The organism is Vibrio crassostreae 9ZC13 (genome assembly GCF_000272045.2).
In the GTDB taxonomy this organism is placed as follows: domain Bacteria; phylum Pseudomonadota; class Gammaproteobacteria; order Enterobacterales; family Vibrionaceae; genus Vibrio; species Vibrio crassostreae_C.
Genome location: NZ_AJYZ02000041.1, coordinates 448203 through 466938, shown reverse-complemented (window position 1 = coordinate 466938; position 18736 = coordinate 448203). Strand labels below are relative to the sequence as shown.

Here is an 18736-nt window from a genome sequence, read left to right as displayed (position 1 = left end):
TCGTTTCAATTAACTTCTATCTCAATCGATAAAAGCCAGCTGATTACCAACCCGTGATTTCACGTAGGCCTTTACCGATGTCAGCAAGAGACTTAACAGTCTTAACGCCTGCTGCTTCTAGTGCTGCGAATTTATCTTCAGCAGTACCTTTACCGCCAGAGATGATTGCGCCTGCGTGGCCCATACGTTTGCCCGGAGGAGCAGTAACACCAGCGATGTAAGATACAACTGGCTTAGTTACGTTTGCTTTGATGAAATCAGCCGCTTCTTCTTCCGCAGTACCACCGATTTCACCAATCATTACGATTGCTTCAGTTTCTGGGTCTTCTTGGAAAAGTTTCAAGATATCAATGAAGTTTGAACCTGGGATAGGGTCACCACCGATACCAACACATGTAGACTGACCAAAGCCTTCATCTGTTGTTTGCTTAACTGCTTCGTATGTCAGAGTACCTGAACGAGATACGATACCTACTTTACCCTTCTTGTGGATGTGACCAGGCATGATACCAATCTTACACTCGTCTGGAGTGATAAGACCTGGACAGTTAGGACCGATCATGCGAACGCCAGTTTCTTCTAGCTTCACTTTAACGTCGATCATATCTGTTGTAGGGATACCTTCAGTGATCGTTACGATCAGTTCGATACCTGCATCAATCGCTTCTAGGATTGCATCTTTACAGAAAGGAGCTGGTACGTAGATAACTGTTGCTGTTGCGCCAGTTACTTCTACCGCTTCACGTACTGTGTTGAATACTGGAAGGCCAAGGTGAGTTTGACCACCTTTACCAGGTGAAACACCACCAACCATTTGCGTACCGTATGCGATAGCTTGGTCTGAGTGGAATGTACCTTGACCGCCAGTGAAACCCTGACAGATTACTTTAGTGTCTTTGTTAATTAATACAGACATTATTTAGCCTCCGCAGCAGCAACAACTTTCTGAGCAGCATCTGTTAGAGATTCAGCTGCAATGATATCAACATCAGAATTAGCAAGTACTTCGCGACCTAGGTCTGCGTTTGTACCTTCTAGACGAACAACTACAGGAACTGTTACGCCGACTTCTTTAACTGCACCGATAATACCTTCAGCGATCATGTCACAACGAACGATGCCACCGAAAATGTTTACGAGTACTGCTTTAACATTGTCATCAGAAAGGATGATCTTGAATGCTTCAGCTACACGTTCTTTTGTCGCGCCGCCGCCTACATCAAGGAAGTTTGCTGGCTTGCCGCCGTGTAGGTTTACGATATCCATCGTACCCATCGCAAGGCCTGCACCGTTAACCATACAGCCAACGTTACCATCTAGTGCTACGTAGTTCAGTTCCCACTGTGCTGCGTGTGCTTCGCGCTCATCTTCTTGAGATGGATCGTGCATTTCACGTAGTTTAGGCTGACGGTACATCGCGTTTGAGTCGATGTTGATCTTGCCGTCTAGACAAAGCAGGTTGCCTTCGCCAGTAATTACAAGCGGGTTGATTTCTAGTAGAGCTAGGTCGTACTGAGAGAACATTTGGCCAAGACCCATGAAGATCTTAACGAACTGTTTGATTTGATCGCCAACTAGACCAAGTTTGAACGCCAGTTCACGGCCTTGGTAAGCTTGAGGGCCTACTAGAGGATCGATCGCTGATTGGTGAATCAACTCTGGAGTTTCTTCAGCGATTTTCTCAATGTCCACACCGCCTTCAGTTGACGCCATGAATACAATTTTACGCGTTGCGCGGTCAACAACAGCACCTAGGTAAAGTTCGTTATCAATGTTTGATGCTTCTTCAACTAGGATCTTAGTTACAGGCTGACCATTAGCGTCTGTTTGGTAAGTCACTAGGTTTTTACCTAGCCACTTTTGTGCAAACTCTTTAACACCTTCTTTGGTGTCATGTAGCTCTACGCCGCCCGCTTTACCGCGGCCACCAGCGTGTACTTGACACTTAACGACTTTCTTGGCTGTACTGATACGACCTGCAGCTTCGAAAGCTTCTTGTGCAGTATCACATGCGAAACCTTCTGGTACAGGCAAACCGAATTCTGCAAACAGCTGTTTGGCTTGGTATTCATGCAAATTCATTTTGATATTCCGTTTATTTTCCCTTAAGGGATTATTATTTCCATAACGACACAGTTTCCTGTGTTACGTCTGTAGGGTCTTCTCAAAACAACTGCTGTCCATTTTCTAATGGCTTTACAGTTTAATTGAAGGCCAAACGTTGAGCAGCCTAGCCTTTGAAACTTTTTACGTCTAGCTAACGGGGTTAACTAGACGTTTTAGCGATACTAAACGTCTAATAGCAGACGGGCAGGATCTTCTAGAAGCTCTTTGATGGTCACTAGGAAGCCAACTGATTCACGGCCATCGATTAGACGGTGGTCGTAAGAAAGCGCTAGGTACATCATTGGTAGAATCTCTACCTTGCCATCAACAGCCATTGGACGGTCTTGGATTTTGTGCATACCCAAAATTGCCGCTTGAGGCGGGTTGATGATTGGCGTAGACATTAGAGAACCAAATACACCACCGTTTGTGATAGTGAAGTTGCCGCCCATCAGTTCATCAACCGTTAGCTTGCCGTCACGACCTTTGATTGCTAGCTCTTTGATGCCTTTTTCGATATCAGCGAAACCTAGTGTGTCACAGTCTTTGAGTACTGGAGTCACTAGACCACGTGGCGTAGATACCGCCATGCTGATGTCGAAGTAGTTGTGGTAAACGATATCTGTACCATCAATAGAAGCGTTCACTTCTGGGAAACGCTTCAGTGCTTCTGTTACTGCTTTCACGTAGAAAGACATGAAGCCAAGACGCGTATCGTGACGTTTCTCGAATTGGTCTTTGTACTGCTTACGAAGGTCCATGATTGGCTTCATGTTCACTTCGTTGAAAGTAGTCAGCATTGCTGTGCTGTTTTTCGCTTCTAGAAGACGGTTTGCAACTGTCTTACGCAGGCGAGTCATAGGCACGCGTTTTTGGCTGCGAGCCGCTGCTGGCGCTTCAACTGCTGGTGCAGATGCTGCTGCCGGAGCCGCTTTCGCTGCTGCTAGGTGTGCGTCGATGTCTTCACGAGTAATACGACCACCAACACCAGTGCCTTTAACGTCAGCTGGTTGTAGGTTGTGCTCAGCAAGCAGGCGACGAACAGCTGGGCTTAGTGCGTCGTTGTTCTCTTCTGTTAGCGCAGCTTTATGGCGCTTATCAGGAGATGCTTCTGTATCTTCAGTGGTGTCTTTCGTTGGTTCACCAGCGACAGCACCCGGCTTGATTTTAGCCAAAAGCTGCTTAGAAAGTACCGTAGCACCCTCTTCTTCGATGATAGCTTCCAGAACACCCGCTTCAGGAGCCGGTACTTCTAGAACTACTTTATCTGTTTCGATATCTACAATGACTTCATCACGTGCAACCGCTTCGCCCGGTTTTTTGTGCCAAGTAGCAACTGTTGCATCAGCCACAGATTCAGGTAAATCTGGAACCAGAATTTCAATTGTCATGTGCGTATTTTCCTTTTACTTCTAGTTCTTAAGTAGGGTCAAAGCGTCGTCAACTAACGCTTTTTGTTGTTTCAAGTGTACTGACATATAGCCAACAGCTGGTGATGCTGATGCAGGACGACCTGCGTATTGAATATCAGCACCTACTGGGATAGCAGCTCGGAAATTATGTTGGCTACTGTACCAAGCACCTTGGTTTTGTGGCTCTTCTTGACACCAAACGTAATCGACTACATTTGTGTACTGTGCGATGGCAGCTCTCACGTCCTCATAAGGGAACGGGTAAAGTTGCTCAATACGTACAATAGCGACATCGTCTTGCACGTTCTTACGTCTTTGGTCAAGCAGGTCAAAGTAAACCTTACCTGAACAGAACACGACGCGTTTTACGTTCTCAGGAGCCAGATCATCAATTTCTGCGATAGCTGGTTGGAACGTGCCTTCTGCCAAATCTTCAAGAGAAGAAGTACACAGAGGGTGACGAAGCAATGACTTAGGTGACATTACAATCAGTGGACGACGCATTGGTCGAACAACCTGACGGCGAATCATGTGGTAAACCTGAGCTGGTGTTGAAGGAACAACAACCTGCATGTTTTGTTCAGCACATAACTGAAGGTAACGCTCAAGACGTGCAGAAGAGTGCTCCGGGCCTTGGCCTTCATAACCGTGAGGAAGCAGCATAGTTAGACCACATAGACGTGCCCACTTTTGCTCACCTGATGAAATGAATTGGTCGATAACAACTTGTGCACCGTTTGCGAAGTCACCAAATTGAGCTTCCCAAAGGGTTAGACCGCTTGGCTCTGCTGTCGCGTAACCATACTCAAATGCGAGTACCGCTTCTTCAGATAACACAGAGTCAAACACTTGGAATGGCCCTTGTTTATCATGAATGTTCGCAAGAGGAACATACGTGCTTGCATCTGATTGATTGTGCAGTACTGAGTGACGGTGGAAGAACGTACCACGACCTGAATCTTGGCCTGAGATACGAATACGCTTACCGTCGTCAACAAGTGTTGCGTATGCCAGAGTTTCAGCCATACCCCAATCGACTTGTTTCTCACCATTCACCATGGCAGTACGATCGTTGTACAGTTTATTTACTCGGCTTTGCAGCTTGTGGCTGTCCGGGTATTGACAAAGTTTGGTACCAAGCTCTTTCAGGCGCTCGATATCAATCTTGTTATCCCACTCGATGTTCCAGTCGTGACCTAGGTAAGGAGACCAGTCTACTGAGTGAAGTGCCATTGGACGCCACTCTTTAACCACAACTTCACCGTGATCAAGTGCATCACGATATTCGTTAACTAGCTGAGTTGCTGTATCAATACCAAACTCACCGCGCTCCATTAGCACGTCAGCGTAAAGCTTACGTGGTGTTGGGTGCTTCTTGATTTTTTGGTACATCAAAGGCTGTGTTGCATTCGGCTCATCGGCTTCATTGTGACCGTGGCGACGGTAACAAACCAAATCAATAACAACATCACGCTTAAACGTATTACGGTAATCCAATGCAAGACGCGCAACAAACGCAACCGCTTCTGGATCATCAGAGTTAACGTGGAAAATTGGAGCCTGAACCATCTTCGCGATATCGGTACAGTACATCGTAGAGCGTGTATCGCGAGGGTTAGACGTTGTAAAACCAACTTGGTTGTTTACAACGATACGAACCGTACCACCTACACAGAAACCACGAGCTTGAGACATGTTAAACGTCTCTTGTACTACACCCTGACCAGCGATAGCTGAGTCACCGTGGATAGTAATTGGAAGTACACGGCTACCATCATTATCACCAAGGCGATCTTGACGTGCACGTACTGAACCGATAACTACCGGGTTTACGATTTCTAAGTGAGATGGGTTAAATGCTAGTGCTAAGTGAACGTTGCCGCCTGGCGTTGCGAAGTCCGCAGAGAAGCCTTGGTGGTATTTCACATCACCAGTACCCCACGTGTCATCGTGCTTGCCCGCAAACTCGTCAAACAGGTCTTGTGGCTTTTTACCAAGCACGTTGACCAACATGTTTAGACGACCACGGTGAGCCATACCAACAACAACTTCACGCATGCCTTGTCCGCCAGCATGACGAATAATTTCTTTCGTCATTGGGATAAGAGCATCACCACCTTCCAACGAGAAGCGTTTTGCGCCTGGGAATTTCGCACCAAGATAGCGCTCAAGACCTTCAGCAGCAGTTAGCTCTTCTAGGAAAGCTTGCTTTTCTTCTTTGTTGAAAGAGGGTTGACCAGATACAGACTCTAAACGTTGTTGGATCCAACGCTTTTGCTCTGTATTTGTCATGTGCATGTATTCAGCACCAATAGAGCCACAATACGTTTGCTTTAGAGATTTGTAGAGATCTTTAAGCACCATCGTCTCTTGGCCAATGGCGTAAGAGCCGACGTTGAACGTCTCATTGAGGTCATCTTCGGTAAGAGTGTGGAAAGAAGGGTCCAGTTCATCAACTGTCGCTCTTTTCCATAAACCTAGGGGGTCTAGATTTGCTGCTTGATGCCCTCGGAATCGATAGGCATTAATAAGTTGCAGAACCTTTACTTGTTTCGCATCGACATCTGGATCACTAACTTGGACACTGTAATGCTTTGTTTCTTGAGCGAGTCGACGGAAGTATTCACGAACACGAGAGTGTGGTTGTTCCACTGTCTCTGAAGCTTGCACAGGCAGTTCTTCAAAAACACTTCTCCATTCGTCACTTACCGAATCTGGGTCACTTAGATACAGTTCATAGAGTTCTTCTACGTACGTTGCATTGGCGCCAGCCAAGTGTGAAGACTCGAGCCATGCCTTCATCACGCCGTTGTGCATATTTTCCCTTAACCAGTAGTTTTCACGTTTGCTGCGGTCTATGCCGAGCTATTAAAAGGCCGCCCCAAAACTTCTAGGGCGGCAATTTTTATATAACTTAAACCGAACGATTCACTAGCATGGTCTTGATGTGACCAATCGCTTTCGTCGGATTTAATCCCTTAGGACAAACACTTACACAATTCATGATGCCATGGCAACGAAAAACGCTAAATGCATCATCAAGATCGGACAAACGTTCGTCTGTCGCTGTATCTCGGCTATCAATTAGCCAACGGTACGCTGCAAGCAGGCCTGCTGGTCCGATGAATTTGTCAGGGTTCCACCAGAATGATGGGCATGACGTTGTACAACATGCACACATGATACATTCGTACAATCCATCTAAATGAGCACGCTCATCAGGGCTTTGTAAGTTTTCACGAGCCGGTGGCACATTGCCATCAGACACTAAGAATGGCTTCACTTTTTCGTAGTTATCGTAGAACTGAGTCATGTCTACAATCAGGTCACGAACAACGGGTAAGCCAGGCAGTGGGCGAATCACAATCTTGTCTTGGCCCGAAAGCGCAGACAATGGCGTGATACACGCTAGGCCATTTTTACCGTTCATGTTCAAACCATCCGAGCCACATACACCTTCACGGCATGAGCGACGGAATGAGATTGTTGGATCTTGCTCTTTCAACAGAATAAGCGCATCCAAAAGCATCATGTCTGAACCTTCATCCACTTCTAGAGTGTATTCCTTCATATAAGGTTTCTGGTCGACATCTGGATTGTAACGATATAAAGAGAAATTCAGTTTCATGGTCATATCTCCTTAGTACGTACGTGCTTTTGGTGGGAACGCTTCACGATGGATAGGTTCCATGTTTACACCACGCTTAGTCATGCTCTCTGACTCTGGGTTGTAAAGTGAGTGGCATAGCCATTGCTCATCATCACGGTCAGGGAAATCGAATCGAGCGTGTGCGCCACGGCTCTCTGTACGGAAATTTGCAGCAACAGCCGTTGCGAATGCCGTTTCCATCAAGTTTTCAAGCTCTAGACACTCGATACGTTGAGTGTTGAACTCTGTAGACTTATCAGATAGGTGTGCATTTTTCAGACGCTCGCGAATCGCTTTTAGCTCTTCTAGGCCTTCAGCCATTGCTTTGCCTTCACGGAATACTGAGAAGTTGTTCTGCATACATTGCTGAAGATCTTTACGGATTTGCGCTGGATCTTCGCCGTCTGTGCTGTTTTCCCAACGGTTGTAACGCTCTAGTGAACGCTCAATGTCAGCTTCAGTTGCAGGTTTCGCTTCGTCTTGCTTCTTCAGTGTCTCACCTAGGTGTAGACCTGTCGCACGACCAAATACCACTAAATCAAGCAGTGAGTTACCACCTAGACGGTTGGCACCATGTACTGATACTGATGCGATTTCACCACAAGCAAAGAGACCTTGGATTTCAACATCGTTGCCGTCTTCGGTTTGCTTAATAGCTTGACCAGAAACTTGTGTTGGAACACCACCCATCATGTAGTGACATGTAGGGATTACTGGGATTGGCTCTTTCACTGGATCAACGTGAGCAAAGGTACGAGAAAGTTCACATACACCAGGAAGACGAGATTCAAGTGTCTCTTTACCTAGATGATCAAGCTTAAGCTTGATGTGTGGACCCCAAGGGCCATCGCAACCGCGACCTTCACGAATTTCAACCATCATTGAACGAGCAACAACATCACGACCCGCTAAGTCTTTAGCGTTTGGTGCGTAACGTTCCATGAAGCGTTCGCCGTCTTTATTGAGAAGGTAACCACCTTCACCACGACAACCTTCCGTTACCAATACACCTGCACCAGCGATACCCGTCGGGTGGAACTGCCACATTTCGATGTCTTGCATAGGAACGCCAGCACGAATCGCCATACCAACACCGTCACCAGTGTTAATGTGTGCATTGGTTGTTGATGCGTAGATACGACCAGCACCACCAGTCGCAAGGATTGTTGCCTTCGCTTTGAAGTAGCAAACCTCGCCCGTTTCCATACAAAGCGCGGTAGTACCTAAAATTGCACCATCTTCGTTTTTAACAAGATCCAGTGCATACCACTCAGAGAAAACCGTCGTTTTGTGTTTAATGTTTTGTTGGTAAAGCGTATGAAGCAGTGCGTGACCAGTACGGTCGGCTGCAGCTGCGGTACGAGCCGCTTGCTCACCACCAAAGTTTTTAGATTGACCACCGAAAGGACGCTGGTAAATAGTACCGTTCTCAAAACGAGAGAAAGGCAGGCCCATTTTTTCGAGTTCGATTACCGACTCAGGACCGTTTTTACACATGTATTCGATAGCGTCTTGGTCACCGATGTAATCAGAACCTTTTACTGTGTCATACATATGTTGTTCCCAATGGTCTTCATGCGCGTTACCAAGAGCAACAGTGATGCCGCCTTGCGCTGAAACCGTATGAGAACGAGTAGGGAAAACTTTAGAAAGCAATGCACAAGAAAGGCCTTGCTCAGAAATTTGCAGTGCGGCACGCATACCTGCACCACCAGCGCCGATCACTACGGCATCAAACTCACGAACAGGAATAGTCACTTACGCACCCCACAAAATAAACAGACCAGAGAAGAAATATCCAAGAAGAACTGCAACAACACCGACTTGAAGACCAACACGCAGTTTTGCGCATTTGATGTAGTCAGTTAGTACTTGCCATAGGCCGATCCACGCGTGAACCAAAACAGAAGTAAGCGCTAACATGGTGAAGACTTTAGTGAAGGTTCCACCAAAGAATTGCGTCCAAGATGCGTAAGAGATATCACCAGAGAAAGCACAAAAGCTAACTAGGTAGATAGTGTAAAGCGTCATAATGATGGCAGTAGCACGAATCAATAGATAATCGTGGACACCATTACGACCAAAAGTAGAAACGTTGTTTACCATACTAAGATCCCCGCTAGTAGAGACAATACCGCTGTTGCTGCGAATGCAACCTTAGCGCTCTTCGCGCCAGATTCCAGCTCTTCAAAGTGACCAAGGTCCATAAGAAGGTGACGAATACCACCAGCAATGTGGTAAGCCAAAGCGGTTAAAATGCCCCACAGAATAAACTTCACGAAGAAACCATCGACAATGTCGCTAGCTTCGGCAAAGCCTACTGGGGATGAGAGGGAAATGGATAGTAACCAAAGCAAAATTCCAATCGCGACAAAAGTTATCACCCCAGACACACGGTGTAGGATGGAAGCTATTGCTGTGATTGGAAAGTGGATGGTCTGTAAATCTAAATTAACAGGTCTTGTCTTTCTTTCTTTCACGGGCTTGCTCACTCAGCTCCATTGAGCATTATGGTCATTAAATAACCTTATGATATTGTTATGGACAAAATTTGATTGCAAACCTTCAAAATTTAACATTAACTTAACAAATAACTGAAGTTGAGCCTTAGATAATTGTAAAATAATTGTTAACTGCTCGATTAAGAAAGACACCTCACATTTCTTCTTAGCCTTGCATTTATAAGGTTTTAACCAAACTTTTCAGCGCCACTATACGGCTGGCAACATTCTAATACAATTGATGTAACAAATAATGCTACACAGACCAGATTTTTAACGAATTTAATGTAAAAAACACTAACAAGTGCACACAAAGCTGTAGAAAAATTGACTTTCCCACGTAAGACCAGTAAAAAAATGGCACATAAACATCCTGGACGGATTAATAATAAACAAAGGAGATTGTTATGGCGGATAAGAAAGCTACCCTTCACATTGAAGGTCAAGCGCCAATCGAGCTGCCGATTACAGAAGGTGTACTTGGTACTCCAGTGATCGATGTTCGTACACTAGGTTCTAATGGTTTTTTCACTTTTGACCCTGGTTTTCTTGCCACTGCATCCTGTGAGTCTCAAATCACTTTTATTGACGGTGGAAAAGGCATTCTTTTACATCGTGGTTATCCAATCGACCAACTTGCCAATAACGCTGATTACTTAGAAGTATGTTACATACTTCTTTACGGTGAAGCCCCATCTCGAGCTGAGTATGAAAAGTTCAAGACTACCGTGACACGTCACACTATGGTGCACGAGCAAATCGCTAGTTTCTTCCACGGCTTCCGTCGTGACGCTCACCCTATGGCTGTAATGTGTGGTGTTGTAGGCGCTCTAGCGGCGTTCTACCACGACTCACTTGATGTCAACAACGATACACACCGTGAAATTGCGGCATACCGCCTGATTTCAAAAATGCCAACACTGGCTGCAATGTGTTACAAATATTCAATCGGTCAGCCGTTTATCTACCCACGTAACGACCTAGGCTACGCAGAAAACTTCTTACACATGATGTTTGCAAACCCATGTGAAGAGTATGAAGTGAACCCTATCGTTGCTCGTGCAATGGATAAGATTTTCACTCTACATGCTGACCACGAACAGAACGCTTCTACGTCTACAGTGCGTCTTGCTGGTTCATCTGGTGCTAACCCGTTTGCGTGTATCGCAGCAGGTATCGCATCACTTTGGGGCCCAGCTCACGGCGGTGCAAACGAAGCTTGTCTGCGCATGCTTGAAGAGATCGGTAGCGTAGATAACATTGAAGAATACGTTGCGAAAGCAAAAGACAAAGATGACCCATTCCGTTTGATGGGCTTCGGTCACCGTGTTTACAAGAACTACGACCCACGTGCAACAGTAATGCGCGAAGCGTGTCACGAAGTGCTTAAAGAGCTAAACATCCAAGATCCACTACTAGACGTAGCGATGGAACTTGAGCGTATCGCTCTTTCTGATGAGTACTTTGTTTCTAAGAAGCTATACCCGAACGTAGATTTCTACTCAGGTATCATTCTGAAAGCAATCGGTATTCCAGTATCTATGTTTACAGTAATCTTCGCGATGTCTCGTACCATCGGTTGGATTGCTCACTGGAACGAAATGCACAGCGATCCGACGAACCGTATCGGTCGTCCTCGTCAGCTATATACTGGTGAAGAACAACGTGACTTTAAAGCACTTCACGAACGTGAATAGTTGCTATAAATCATAATGTTAAAAAGGGTTGATGTGAGAACATCAACCCCTTTTCTTTTGTACGCTCTCAACCCCGTCATCCTCAAGAATGCGAAGTGAACGAATAAAATAATATCGTCATCCCCAAGAACGAGGGACGAATGAGTTGGGGATCTCCTTAAGCGAGCAGATAAACTATACAGGTTACCTGCTCAATTCTAGAGAACGACGCATACACTCGACTCGTACCCCTTATCTCGCATCTGCTCTTAAACTGGGTTATCGATATCAATAAACTCAACATCCAAGCCATGTTCTTCCGCTAACCATTCACCTAACGCTTTTACACCGTATCGCTCAGTCGCGTGGTGGCCAGCAGCAAAATAATGAATGTCTTGCTCGCGTGCTGAGTAAGTAGTGCGCTCAGAAATTTCACCAGAAATAAAAGCATCAATGCCTTGAGAAGCCGCTAGCTCAGTGTAGTCTTGACCACCACCAGTACACCAACCGACGGTCGTTATCATTTTGTCTTGGTTTTCTGGAGCGATATGCAGTGGTTTACGATTTAGAGCTTGATCGATTTTTGCTGCGAATTCAGTACCTGTCATTGGTGTTTTTAATTTACCAAACATAGCAACCGATTGTGGGTGCCCTTCCAAACCGCCTTCGACTTCTATCTCAAGTAACTCCGCCAGTTTCGCGTTATTACCAAGCTCAGGGTGGATATCAAGCGGCAAGTGATAACCTAAAAGATTGATGTCATTTTTAATCAAGGTACGAATGCGCTTGCCCTTCATGCCACGAATCGCTTCTGACTCGCCTTTCCAGAAAAAGCCGTGATGGACTAACAAAGCGTCTGCGTTCAGTTCTACCGCTTTATCAATCAAGGCTTGAGAAGCTGTTACACCAGTAACGATTCGCTTCACTTCTGTCGCGCCTTCAACTTGAAGACCATTAGGACAGTAATCTTTAATCTGCTGTGGCTGCAGTTTTTCGTTAAGTAGCTTTTCTAATTGTAAGTTAATCATTTTTCTTTCCAGCTTACCTTTATAATAACGTCGTTATATCAATTTACGGGTAGAATGTCGAAAGCCCCACGATGAGTTTATGAGGAAGAGATGACAGCACTGCAACGTTTTTACCAATGGGTCATCGACTCACCGCCATTACTAGAAATCAAGCCACCGGTTTCGGATCTCAGTGCATTCTCTAGCAACCATGCCATCGACTCATCACATACTTATGAGGGTAATCCTAGATTAGGTTTCCTCTACCAATATCTATGCGAGCAAGTGATCGCTGCCTCACCGAATTACTCGATAAAGCACGACGAGATTCAGATCAATGTGGAAGGCAGAACTCTCGGTGCAATCGACTTTATTCTTAAAGAAGAGAGCAGCCAAAAGCTGGAACATTGGGAAGTGGCGATTAAGTTTTATCTGCTCCACGAACAAACATGGTTTGGTCCCAATTCTCACGACCAATTGGACAAGAAGCTCGATAGGATGCTCTGCCATCAACTTGGTATGTCCTCTTCAAGCGCTTTTATTGATCAGTATCCAGATATCGATGTCGACTCAAAACACCTTTTGATGCAAGGTCGCCTCTATACCAACCCATTTCTAGAACAAAACGTACCTACGGAGTGTTTGGGATACAACATTAACCCAAGCCAAGTAAACGGATTTTGGTGCTATCAAAATCAGGCTCACCAGATCACCGAAACACTCTATCCTCTAAGCAAAGAGCAATGGGCCGCTGGAACGGATGATTTCAGCGGTGAACCCATCGCCGAATTTGGTGATCGCTTCGTTCATGGGCAAACCAAGTCTGGTCAATTCTGGTTTGTGATGCCACAAAGTTGGCCACACGGTTAGTCGTCTGAGCTAACTCATTTACCTTTTCCCGCTTATACGTAACTAACACAAACAAAAAGGGTTGATGCTTTCACATCAACCCTTCTTCTATTTACTTAGCAACTCTAGTAATCGAGATTCGATTATAGGCCAGCGGCTGCAAATACTTGGTTAACAATCTCTTGAGCTTCTGCTTCGATTGCTTTCAGGTGCTCTTCACCCTTAAAGCTTTCACAGTAGATCTTGTAGATGTCTTCAGTGCCTGATGGACGCGCAGCAAACCAGCCGTTCTCAGTTGTCACTTTCAAGCCACCAATCGCAGCACCGTTACCTGGAGCGTGTGTTAAGCGTGCAGTAATTGCATCACCAGCCAACGTCTCAGCAGAAACCATCTCTGGAGATAGTTTCTTCAGCACGTCTTTCTGTGCACCATTTGCTACCGCTTGAATACGGTTGTACTTAGATTCACCGTGTTTAGCGGCAAGTTCTTCGTAGTATTCTTGTGGGTTCTTACCTGTCACTGCTGTGATCTCAGCCGCAAGCAAGCAAAGAATCAGGCCGTCTTTATCTGTTGACCAAGGCGTACCGTCTTTACGTAGGAAAGAAGCACCTGCGCTCTCTTCGCCACCAAAACCAAACTGGCCGTTGTATAAGCCATCAACGAACCATTTGAAACCAACTGGCACTTCACAAAGTTCGCGACCTAAGTCAGAAACTACGCGATCGATTAATGCACTTGATACTAGTGTCTTACCAACAGCAACGTCTTTACCCCAACCTTCACGGTTACGGTATAGGTAATCAATACAAACCGCTAAGAAGTGGTTTGGATTCATCAAACCTTTAGGTGTCACGATACCGTGGCGATCGTAATCTGGGTCGTTACCAAATGCTAGAGCGTACTCGTCTTTAAGCGCCAGTAAGCCTGCCATTGCGTATGGAGAAGAACAGTCCATACGAACTACGCCATCTTTATCTAGAGACATGAATTGGAATGAAGGGTCAACCGCTTCACTTACCAGAGTAAGATCTAGATTGTACGCTTTACCAATTTGACGCCAGTAATCAATACCGCTGCCACCCAGTGGATCAACACCAATCTTGATGTTTGCTTTCTGGATCGCTTCCATATCCACGACGTTAACCAAATCAGCGACGTATGGCGCGACTAGGTCAACTTCTTTTACTAGCTCAGACTGTTTAGCCTGTGCGATAGGCGTACGCTTAACACCTTGCATTTGCTCAGCAATGATCACGTTCGCACGGTCTTCAATCGCTTGAGTCAGTTCAGCTTCAGCTGGGCCACCGTGTGTCGGGTTGTATTTAATACCGCCGTCTTGAGGTGGGTTATGTGAAGGCGTGATAACAATGCCGTCGGCTTTTTTGTCATTCACTAGGTTGTGCGTAAGAATCGCGTGCGAGATACCAGGTGTTGGAGTAAAGCCGTTGTTTTCTTGAATAATAACTTCAACACCGTTCGCTACAAGCACTTCGATAACCGTAGAGAACGCAGGCTCAGATAGAGCGTGAGTATCTTTACCTAAGAAAAGAGGGCCAGTTGTACCTTGCTCGGCACGAACTTCAGCAACCGCTTGTGCAATTGCTAGAATGTGGTTTTCGTTAAATGTTGATTTGTCTGCTGTACCGCGGTGACCTGAAGTACCGAAAAGTACTTTATGATCTGGGTTCGTAGCATCCGGTTGCTGTAAGAAATAGTTAGCAACTAAAGCCGGGATATTATGAAGATCTTCCTGCTGAGCTTTCTGCCCAGCACGAGGGTGCATAGCCATTTTTCGACATCCTTATATATAAAATTTTAAAACAAAAAAACCTCATAATATCTTCTTATCCATGGATATTATGAGGTTTAAATCAGATTTCGTTAAATTGAACCTGTTACTTTTTCTATCAATTCTGCTTGGAAATTCATGCGGCTCATAAGCTGCTCAACCATCTGTCTTTTTCGGCTTGTATTGTTATTAGTAATAACCCAAAAAGGACTTTGTGGAATAGCTTTAGGCTTAGTCGTGTTGCCGTTTGCTAGCAACGTCGCTTCGTTATCTGCAAAGTAAACGCGCTTACGGCCTTTTACTTGAGTTGCTTCTGAAAAGCTTAAAGGGTCGATTTTATGCAGTGTTGATAACACAAGCATGAAACGATCAATGGCTTTCTTTAGTGATGCAAACTCATCTGATATTAGTAGTGAGCGCATTTCTTTAACGCCATCGAACTTCTCTGGAGTAAAGCCTACCTCTTTGCTAACAACGATACCTTTTGGCTCAACGATCTCTTCGATCGGAGCCATGCCTTGGCTATCAACCTGTAACAAGCGGCGCAGAATATCTGAAGCGCTTTCGCCAATACGTTCTGTCTGACCCGCAATAAAACGGTATAGGTCCTCATCAACCTCAATTGTTTTCATTCGCTTTTCACAATCTCAATGTTTAAACTCTGGGGGATTATAGCGAGATCCGCGCGGATACTCTACGTCAAACCCACCATGAATAAGATAAAAATGTCAGTACAGCTCAACTATAAAATTGAAGGTGAGGGTCACACCATTGTTTTGATCCATGGATTATTCGGTAATCTGGACAACCTTGGCTTGCTCGCTAGGGATCTAAAAGCCGATCATCAGGTACTTAGTATCGATCTCCGCAACCACGGTCAATCCTTCCATAGTGACACTCATAACTATCAAGCGATGGCACAAGACGTGGCTCAACTGCTGCATGATCTTAAGTCAGAAGACGTCACTGTGATTGGTCACTCGATGGGTGGCAAAGTAGCGATGGCACTGACACAACATCTTGCGCTGCATAAATTGATTGTCTTGGATATGGCTCCGGTCGCGTACACTCAGAGTCGCCACGACAACGTATTCGCAGGCCTGCAAGCCGTGATAGAAGAAGAGCCGACTTCACGCTCAGATGCACTCAAGGTTCTCGCAAAACATATCGAGATCGATGGCGTTCGCCAGTTTTTAACCAAATCTTTGTTCAAAACAGAGCAAGGCATCATGGAATGGCGCTTCAATGTTGCTTCGTTATTGAGCAACTACCCACATATTATTGGTTGGGAACCGATCGAGAAAACCTCGGTCAAAACCTTGCTCATTAAAGGTGGGGATTCAGATTACCTCACCGCAGAACATCAAGCAGCCGTTCAGCAGCAATTTTCTAACGCAAAAGCGCATGTCATTGCCAACACAGGTCACTGGCTGCATGCTGAAAAACCAGCAGAAGTACTTAGAGCAATTAGAAAATTCATCGCTTAACTGCGCTTTTTCGTGCAGATAAATGAGAGCTGTGTAATTACTGCAGATTAACTTTATCTCACAACAGTGATATAGTGCGCCCAAGCAAAATTGGTATATAAGGTTCCCATGCTTTACGACTACATGAACATCATCGAATCTGTTGGTTTAGATCTCCTGTTTGCCGCGATTTTCTTTTTAATCGGTATGGCAATTAAGGACGTTCTCAAGCAGGGAAATGTTCCTCCATTTGGTCGTCGCATCGTATGGTTAGTACTTTTCCTTGGCTGTGCGGGTTTTATCGCCAAAGGGATAATCCAACTAAGCTGGGAAGGAACTGGGATCTAACGATTCTCTTCCGAACTTTATTACACCGACAACAGACAAAATGAAAGGTAATGATTCTATGGCAAGTGTAGGTCTCTTCTTTGGTAGCGATACAGGTAACACTGAAGCTGTTGCTAAGATGATTCAAAAGCAATTGAGCAAACAGCTCGTTCACGTTCAAGACATTGCAAAAAGCAGCAAAGAAGATATCGATAACTTCGATCTACTGCTGCTTGGTATCCCTACGTGGTACTACGGCGAAGCACAATGTGATTGGGATGACTTTTTCCCAGAGCTAGAAGCTATTGATTTCTCAACTAAGCTTGTTGCTATCTTTGGTTGTGGCGACCAAGAAGATTACGCAGAATACTTCTGTGATGCTATGGGTACTATCCGTGACATCGTTGAAGCGAAAGGCGGTACTATCCTAGGTCACACATCAACTGAAGGCTACGAATTCGAAGCATCGAAAGGTTTAGTTGAAGGCGATGACAGCCAATTCGTTGGTCTATGTATCGATGAAGACCGTCAACCTGAGCTAACTGATGAGCGCGTATCTAACTGGGTTAAACAAATCCACGAAGAGATGTGCCTAGCAGAGCTAGAAGACTAATTCTCTAGTGGTTGTTAATTGTTACAGTTAATAACCATTATGTAGATATGAAAAAACCTCCTTATAGGAGGTTTTTTGCTATTTAAAATCTATTAATTAGCACTCAGCCTCTAATGCTTCATCATCATCTCTAAATTGCGGCTTCTTTCTTACATAGAGGGTGCGTTGAATTTCTGAAACCACATTACCCTGCTTATCTTTCACGTGAATAATAAATTCGGGGAAGCACTTTTCACCGAGTTGCGTCTGACGATAGATATCGTCAAGCTGCCCTTGCCTTATCTCAAAATCTGCATACAAGTCCGATTGCCCCGGCTTGATGAAGTTAATGCTCGCTTCTTTATCCCAAACATAATATCGTTCACCTAAAATTCCCATTAACATCAATGAGTAAACGGGATCGGTAAGAGAAAAGATACTGCCGCCATATTGAGTACGATTGGCGTTCTTATTCCACCAGCGTAGCTTAAGTACTGTCTTAACAACCCTAAAGTCAGTGCTAATGTGGGCTATTCGAATACCCGCTCCCCAAAAGGGAGGCCAAATATTAAGAGCAAATTTTACAATGTTGGGTTTATATATTTTTGCGAGTTGCTTATTCATAACAACATTCCATGTTCATATCAGAAACACCGTCACCTTGACTGGTCGTACCTCCACTATAAGTGAGATACTTCCAATTTACAAAACAGATTGTGATGTCAGTAAGTAACCCTTTGAAGTTCGTGGTTTATTGTTATGCCTGACTAAACTATAATGGTATTAATATTGAATTCTGTTAATTGCTGCAGATCATCAACAGGAAAGTATATGTCAGACAATAATCAAGCGCTAAAAGATGCAGGTCTTAAAGTGACCCTTCCACGGCTCAAAATTTTAGAAGTATTACAACAGCCAGACTGCCAACATATTAGTGCTGAAGATTTATATAAGAAGCTGATCGACCTAGGTGAAGAAATCGGTCTTGCAACCGTTTATCGAGTACTTAACCAATTCGATGACGCTGGCATTGTAACTCGTCACCACTTCGAAGGCGGCAAGTCTGTATTTGAACTTTCTACACAGCACCACCACGACCACCTTGTATGTTTAGATTGTGGCGAAGTGATCGAATTCTCTGATGACATCATCGAAGAAAGACAGAAAGAGATTGCTCAGCGTTACAACGTGCAACTAACAAACCACAGTTTGTACTTGTACGGCAAAAGCATTAACGGAGATTGCAAAGGCAATCCAGACGCGCATAAAGCGAAGTAGTAATACAGAACGCTGGCTTAGGCCGGCGTTTTTTATATGGTCACTACATAAGACGATTAATCGCAACTTATTCTATAATTGAC

At 44.9% G+C, this 18736-nt stretch carries 18 protein-coding genes; 6 read left to right on the top strand and 12 right to left on the bottom strand.

Features of this window, described 5'->3' with window-relative positions:
* Window positions 1-43 precede the first annotated feature (43 nt).
* The 8 genes from sucD to sdhC all read right to left on the bottom strand — a co-directional run bounded on the left by sucD (window position 44) and on the right by sdhC (window position 9659).
* Window positions 44-916 (bottom strand): succinate--CoA ligase subunit alpha, encoded by an 873-nt coding sequence (sucD, locus tag A136_RS16585; RefSeq protein ID WP_017061945.1) that lies wholly within the window; start codon window positions 914-916, stop codon window positions 44-46.
* Entirely contained in the window at window positions 916-2082 is a 1167-nt protein-coding gene (sucC, locus tag A136_RS16580; protein WP_017063411.1) for an ADP-forming succinate--CoA ligase subunit beta, read from the bottom strand. Before sucC ends, sucD begins: the two co-directional genes overlap by 1 nt.
* 206 nt (window positions 2083-2288) lie before the next feature.
* Window positions 2289-3497, bottom strand: a complete 1209-nt coding sequence (gene odhB, locus A136_RS16575; protein WP_017056410.1) for a 2-oxoglutarate dehydrogenase complex dihydrolipoyllysine-residue succinyltransferase — start codon at window positions 3495-3497, stop codon at window positions 2289-2291.
* 21 nt (window positions 3498-3518) lie between these two features.
* Complete coding sequence (gene sucA / locus A136_RS16570; RefSeq protein WP_017063410.1) at window positions 3519-6335, bottom strand: 2-oxoglutarate dehydrogenase E1 component; 2817 nt, start codon at window positions 6333-6335, stop codon at window positions 3519-3521.
* A gap of 97 nt (window positions 6336-6432) precedes the next feature.
* Window positions 6433-7146 carry a succinate dehydrogenase iron-sulfur subunit gene (locus A136_RS16565; RefSeq protein WP_010436773.1) on the bottom strand — a complete coding sequence of 238 codons (714 nt, stop codon included), beginning with the start codon at window positions 7144-7146 and terminating at the stop codon, window positions 6433-6435.
* Between the two features lie 12 nt (window positions 7147-7158).
* Window positions 7159-8925 (bottom strand): succinate dehydrogenase flavoprotein subunit, encoded by a 1767-nt coding sequence (gene sdhA, locus A136_RS16560; protein WP_017061947.1) that lies wholly within the window; start codon window positions 8923-8925, stop codon window positions 7159-7161.
* The gene (sdhD, locus tag A136_RS16555) at window positions 8926-9273 is read right to left on the bottom strand and encodes a succinate dehydrogenase, hydrophobic membrane anchor protein (RefSeq protein WP_010436768.1); all 348 of its coding nucleotides are present in this window, start codon (window positions 9271-9273) and stop codon (window positions 8926-8928) included.
* Window positions 9267-9659 carry a succinate dehydrogenase cytochrome b556 subunit gene (gene sdhC / locus A136_RS16550; RefSeq protein ID WP_017061948.1) on the bottom strand — a complete coding sequence of 131 codons (393 nt, stop codon included), beginning with the start codon at window positions 9657-9659 and terminating at the stop codon, window positions 9267-9269. The genes sdhD and sdhC overlap by 7 nt, the downstream gene beginning before the upstream one ends.
* Window positions 9660-10075: 416 nt before the next feature.
* On the opposite strand from sdhC, the gene A136_RS16545 reads away from it, so the two are divergent.
* Complete coding sequence (locus A136_RS16545; protein WP_017061949.1) at window positions 10076-11365, top strand: citrate synthase; 1290 nt, start codon at window positions 10076-10078, stop codon at window positions 11363-11365.
* Between the two features lie 248 nt (window positions 11366-11613).
* Here A136_RS16545 and A136_RS16540 read toward each other — a convergent pair whose 3' ends face one another.
* Window positions 11614-12372 carry a Nif3-like dinuclear metal center hexameric protein gene (locus tag A136_RS16540; RefSeq protein ID WP_017063409.1) on the bottom strand — a complete coding sequence of 253 codons (759 nt, stop codon included), beginning with the start codon at window positions 12370-12372 and terminating at the stop codon, window positions 11614-11616.
* Window positions 12373-12462: 90 nt separating this feature from the next.
* On the opposite strand from A136_RS16540, the gene A136_RS16535 reads away from it, so the two are divergent.
* The gene (locus A136_RS16535; protein ID WP_017063408.1) at window positions 12463-13221 is read left to right on the top strand and encodes a DUF1853 family protein; all 759 of its coding nucleotides are present in this window, start codon (window positions 12463-12465) and stop codon (window positions 13219-13221) included.
* A gap of 122 nt (window positions 13222-13343) precedes the next feature.
* Here A136_RS16535 and pgm read toward each other — a convergent pair whose 3' ends face one another.
* Window positions 13344-14990 carry a phosphoglucomutase (alpha-D-glucose-1,6-bisphosphate-dependent) gene (gene pgm, locus A136_RS16530; RefSeq protein ID WP_017061952.1) on the bottom strand — a complete coding sequence of 549 codons (1647 nt, stop codon included), beginning with the start codon at window positions 14988-14990 and terminating at the stop codon, window positions 13344-13346.
* Between the two features lie 92 nt (window positions 14991-15082).
* Window positions 15083-15622, bottom strand: coding sequence for a replication initiation negative regulator SeqA (gene seqA / locus A136_RS16525; protein ID WP_017061953.1), 540 nt, complete (start codon window positions 15620-15622; stop codon window positions 15083-15085).
* Between the two features lie 93 nt (window positions 15623-15715).
* Between seqA and A136_RS16520 the strand changes: the two genes are divergently transcribed.
* The 3 genes from A136_RS16520 to fldA all read left to right on the top strand — a co-directional run bounded on the left by A136_RS16520 (window position 15716) and on the right by fldA (window position 17396).
* The gene (locus A136_RS16520) at window positions 15716-16477 is read left to right on the top strand and encodes an alpha/beta fold hydrolase (protein ID WP_017061954.1); all 762 of its coding nucleotides are present in this window, start codon (window positions 15716-15718) and stop codon (window positions 16475-16477) included.
* Between the two features lie 108 nt (window positions 16478-16585).
* Window positions 16586-16804, top strand: coding sequence for a DUF2788 domain-containing protein (locus A136_RS16515; protein WP_004737900.1), 219 nt, complete (start codon window positions 16586-16588; stop codon window positions 16802-16804).
* A 58-nt stretch (window positions 16805-16862) separates the two neighbouring features.
* A complete protein-coding gene (fldA, locus tag A136_RS16510; RefSeq protein WP_010436745.1) occupies window positions 16863-17396 on the top strand; it encodes a flavodoxin FldA in 534 nt (177 codons plus the stop codon).
* Window positions 17397-17492: 96 nt separating this feature from the next.
* On the opposite strand, the gene A136_RS16505 is transcribed toward fldA, so the two are convergent.
* Entirely contained in the window at window positions 17493-17999 is a 507-nt protein-coding gene (locus A136_RS16505) for a DUF4442 domain-containing protein (RefSeq protein ID WP_017061955.1), read from the bottom strand.
* 207 nt (window positions 18000-18206) lie between these two features.
* Between A136_RS16505 and fcrX the strand changes: the two genes are divergently transcribed.
* Window positions 18207-18653, top strand: coding sequence for a ferric iron uptake transcriptional regulator FcrX (fcrX, locus tag A136_RS16500; protein ID WP_017061956.1), 447 nt, complete (start codon window positions 18207-18209; stop codon window positions 18651-18653).
* Window positions 18654-18736: the final 83 nt, after the last annotated feature.